Raw genomic sequence first — 3802 nt, 5'->3', positions numbered from 1 at the left:
CCTCGTTGGCGGCGCTGGCCAGGAAACCGACCCGCAGCACACGTGCCGCCCGGCTGGCCGTGCTCTTCGTCTCCCGCAGTATCCGGTCCCACTCGGCCAGCAGGACAGGCACCCGCTCCGCCAGGGCCCGACCCGGCTCGGTGAGGGCCATACCGGCCCTCGACCGAGTGAACAGCGGCACTCCGAGTCGGGTCTCCAATTGCTTGATCTGCTTCGTCAGCGCCGGTTGGGACACGAACAGCCGCTCCGCCGCACGCGTCAGACTCCCCTCCTCCGCCACGGCGACGAAGCAGCGCAGCAGCCGGGTGTCGACATCCATGCCTGAAGGTTATAAACGCAGGTATTGGACGCCAAGCGCACGTTTCAGTGAGGCTTGTCGTAGCGCTCGGGCCATGCCTCGCCCACGCTCACCGGGTGCTCAACCGAGAGGGAAGGCACATGTTCACCGCCTACGTACTGATCACCGCCATCACAATCGCGGCCAACGCCGGGATCGCCGTCGCGGACCTCTCGAGGGCCAGGTTCGTCCTCGCCAATTCAGCCGAGGTAGGCGTCCCGGAGTCCTCGCTCCCCTGGCTCGCGGTCCTCAAGGCGTCCGGAGCCGCCGGGCTCCTGCTCGGCCTCCTGGGCGTCCAGTTCCTCGGCATGGCAGCCGCGCTGGGCCTCACCCTGTTCTTCATCGGCGCAGTAGCCGCCCACATCCGCGCCCGCGTCTACTACAACATCGCGTTCCCGGCCGCCTTCTTGGCTCTGGCCACCACATCCCTCGCCCTGACGGCCGCCGCACAATAGACCTGCCACGCCCCACCAGCCTCACCACCCCCCCGGCCCCCAATTGGCCGCTTTGGCACCCGCACGCTGCAGGTCACCCCCACCACCTGGGCGACCTTCATCAACTCCCTTGCTTAGAGCGCACTCCACGCAGTTAGCGTGCACACCATGAAGTACACGCAGCTCGGACGTACCGGACTCAAGGTCAGCCGACTGGTCCTCGGCACGATGAACTTCGGACCGCAGACGGACGAAGCGGACAGTCACGCGATCATGGACGCGGCGCTGGACGCGGGGATCAACTTCTTCGACACCGCCAACGTCTACGGCTGGGGCGAGAACAAGGGTCGTACGGAACGCATCATCGGGAACTGGTTCGCCAAGGGCGGCGACCGGCGCGACAAGGTCGTCCTCGCCACCAAGGTGTACGGGAACATGGCCCCGGACGACAGCGAGCCATGGCCCAACCACAACAAGCTCTCCGCGCTCAACATCCGCCGGGCCGTGGACGCCAGCCTGAAGCGGCTGCAGACCGACTACATCGACGTCTACCAGTTCCACCACATCGACCGGGCCACGCCCTTCGAGGAGATCTGGCAGGCCATCGACGTCCTCATCCAGCAGGGCAAGATCCTGTACGTCGGCTCCTCCAACTTCCCCGGTTACAAGATCGCCCAGGCCAACGAGATCGCTGCCCGGCGCGGCGGCACCATCGGCCTCGTCAGCGAGCAGTGCCTCTACAACCTCGCCGAGCGCCGCGCCGAGATGGAGGTCATCCCGGCCGCACAGGACTACGGCCTCGGCGTCATTCCCTGGTCGCCGCTGCACGGCGGCCTGCTGGGCGGCGTGATCAAGAAGGAGGTCGAGGGCGGCCGGCGCGCCTCCGGCCGGGCCGCCGACACCCTCGCCGACCCGGCCGCACGCGCGCAGATCCAGGCGTACGAGGACCTGCTCGACAAGCACGGCCTGGAACCCGGCGAGACCGCCCTGGCCTGGCTGCTCACCCGCCCCGGCGTGACCGGCCCGATCGTCGGCCCGCGCACCGCGGAGCAGCTGACGTCGGCCCTGCGAGCGGTCGAGCTGGAGCTCTCGGACGAGGTGCTGGCCGGACTGGACGAGATCTTCCCGGGTCCGGGGCCGTCTCCGGAGGCGTTCGCCTGGTAGGCGCGGCCACCAAGGGGTGGCGGCGCGCTACTGTCCGAACGCCGCCGCCACCGCCACCACCACGAACATCAGCACAAGCGCACCGGCCATGATCCGGTTCCGGGTTTTCGGGTCCACGTATCGAGCCTAACCGGCCCCGCCGAGTGGCCAGCGGGCGACCGCCTCGTACCGGGGCTGCTCGCCCGCCAACCCGGACTTCGGCAGGTTGCTGCGCACCAGGACCAGCTCGTCCACCGTCCAGGTACGGCTCCCGAACCCGGCCAGAGCGTCGACGTACGCCCGTGCGTTCACCGCATGTCGGCTGCGGGCCACCGTCAGGTGGGCCTTGTAGCGGCGGTGCTCCCCCATCGGCACACCCGCCTTCCGCGCGGCCGCCTCGGTGCGGTCGGCCAGCAGCCGCAGCGTCACCAGGTCACCCTCCGCTCCGGCCCACAGCGCTCTCCCCCGCCCGAACTGCCCGCCGCCCCGCAGGGCCAGCGGGAAGGCCGGCGTGCGGTGCGCGGCCCGCTCCAGCCGCGCCGACAGCTCCGATACGAGGTCGTCCTCGACCTCCCCGTAGAACGCGAGCGTGAAGTGCCACCCGGGCCGCCCGGTCCAGCGCAGCCCGTCCGCACCGGGCAGCCTCTTCAGCTCGGCCACTTCCAAGGCGAGCTCATGGACAACCTCGTCGGGCGGGAGCACGGCGGCGAAGAGTCTCATGAACCCAGTCTGCCCCCGCTGCACTCGGAGGGGTCTCCGTCGATCACGCCGCTGTCGCCAGCTCCTCCCGCTCCCCCCGAGGAACGAACCGCACCCGCGGATGCCCGGAGTTCCAGCCCACCGACAGGCGCAGGCCGCCCGCGCGGGCCAGGATCAGGCCGATGGTGATGGCGGCGAGGGCGGCCACCGCGCCGCCGGACGCGAGGCCGACCCGGGGGCCGTAGGTGTCGGTGATCCAGCCGACGATCGGGGCGCCGACCGGGGAGCCGCCCAGGAAGACCATCATGTACAGGGCCATCACCCGGCCCCGCATGGCCGGATCCGTGGCCATCTGGATGCCGGTGTTGGCGGTGACGTTGACCGTCATGCCGAAGAGGCCGAGCGGGATCATCAGCAAGGCGAAGAGCCACAACGAGGGGGTCACCGCGGCCACGATCTCCACCGTGCCGAAGACCAGTGCCGCCGCGGCCAGGAGCCGCAGCCGAGCCGTGCCCCGCCGGGCCGCCAGCAGCGCACCCGTCACCGAGCCGACCGCCATCAGCGTGTTGAACAGGCTGTACGTGCCCGCGCCGACGTGGAAGACCTCGTCCGCGAAGGCCGACAGGTAGACCGGGAAGTTGAAGGCGAACGTCCCTATGAAGCCGACCAGCACGATCGGCCAGACCAGCTCGGGGCGGCCGGCGACGTAGGCCAGGCCCTCGCGCAGCTGTCCCTTGCCGCGCGGGGCGCGCCGGACGGGGTGCAGTTCGCGGGCGCGCATCAGCAGCAGGCCGGCGATGGGCGCGACGAAGGACAGGCCGTTGAGGAGGAACGCCCAGCCGGTCCCCACGCCGGTGATCAGCAGGCCCGCGACGGCGGGGCCGATCAGGCGGGCGGACTGGAAGTTGGCGGAGTTCAGACTGACCGCGTTCTGGAGCTGGTCGGGGCCGACCATCTCGGAGACGAAGGACTGCCGGGCGGGGTTGTCGACGACCGTGGCGAGGCCGACGGCGAAGGCGGCGACGTAGACGTGCCAGACCTCGACATGGCCGGTGATCGTGAGGAACGCCAGCGCCAGGCCCGTCACCGCCATCGCGGTCTGGGTGACCAGCAGGGTGGGGCGCTTGGGGAGGCGGTCGACGAGGACACCGCCGTAGAGGCCGAAGAGCAGCATCGGCAGGAACTGCAG

Annotated in this window: 5 protein-coding genes; 2 read left to right on the top strand and 3 right to left on the bottom strand. The window is 70.3% G+C overall.

Annotation, left to right across the window (positions count from 1 at the left end; all coding sequences use genetic code 11):
* A partial coding sequence (locus tag ACTWQJ_RS48030) for a LysR family transcriptional regulator (protein WP_443312675.1) occupies positions 1 to 319 on the bottom strand: 319 nt, incomplete at its 3' end.
* Positions 320 to 438: 119 nt separating this feature from the next.
* On the opposite strand from ACTWQJ_RS48030, the gene ACTWQJ_RS48025 reads away from it, so the two are divergent.
* Both ACTWQJ_RS48025 and ACTWQJ_RS48020 read left to right on the top strand, forming a co-directional pair.
* Positions 439 to 792, top strand: coding sequence for a DoxX family protein (locus tag ACTWQJ_RS48025; protein WP_443312674.1), 354 nt, complete (start codon positions 439 to 441; stop codon positions 790 to 792).
* Between the two features lie 147 nt (positions 793 to 939).
* The gene (locus ACTWQJ_RS48020) at positions 940 to 1935 is read left to right on the top strand and encodes an aldo/keto reductase (protein WP_443312673.1); all 996 of its coding nucleotides are present in this window, start codon (positions 940 to 942) and stop codon (positions 1933 to 1935) included.
* A gap of 126 nt (positions 1936 to 2061) precedes the next feature.
* Here ACTWQJ_RS48020 and thpR read toward each other — a convergent pair whose 3' ends face one another.
* Positions 2062 to 2634, bottom strand: a complete 573-nt coding sequence (gene thpR / locus ACTWQJ_RS48015; protein ID WP_443312672.1) for an RNA 2',3'-cyclic phosphodiesterase — start codon at positions 2632 to 2634, stop codon at positions 2062 to 2064.
* Between the two features lie 43 nt (positions 2635 to 2677).
* A partial coding sequence (locus ACTWQJ_RS48010; RefSeq protein WP_443312671.1) for an MFS transporter occupies positions 2678 to 3802 on the bottom strand: 1125 nt, incomplete at its 5' end.

Origin of the sequence: Streptomyces sp. KR55 (assembly GCF_052245645.1) — a bacterium.
In the GTDB taxonomy this organism is placed as follows: domain Bacteria; phylum Actinomycetota; class Actinomycetes; order Streptomycetales; family Streptomycetaceae; genus Streptomyces; species Streptomyces flavusporus.
The sequence above is the reverse complement of the archived record's forward strand: the minus strand, read 5'-3'. Positions and strand labels throughout refer to the sequence as shown.

What these genes read in the sequence shown, in the direction of transcription:
- ACTWQJ_RS48025 (WP_443312674.1), top strand. Translation starts at nt 439, where the DNA reads ATGTTCACCGCCTACGTACTGATCACCGCCATCACAATCGCGGCCAAC.
- ACTWQJ_RS48020 (WP_443312673.1), top strand. Translation starts at nt 940, where the DNA reads ATGAAGTACACGCAGCTCGGACGTACCGGACTCAAGGTCAGCCGACTG.
- thpR (WP_443312672.1), bottom strand. Translation starts at nt 2,634, where the DNA reads ATGAGACTCTTCGCCGCCGTGCTCCCGCCCGACGAGGTTGTCCATGAG.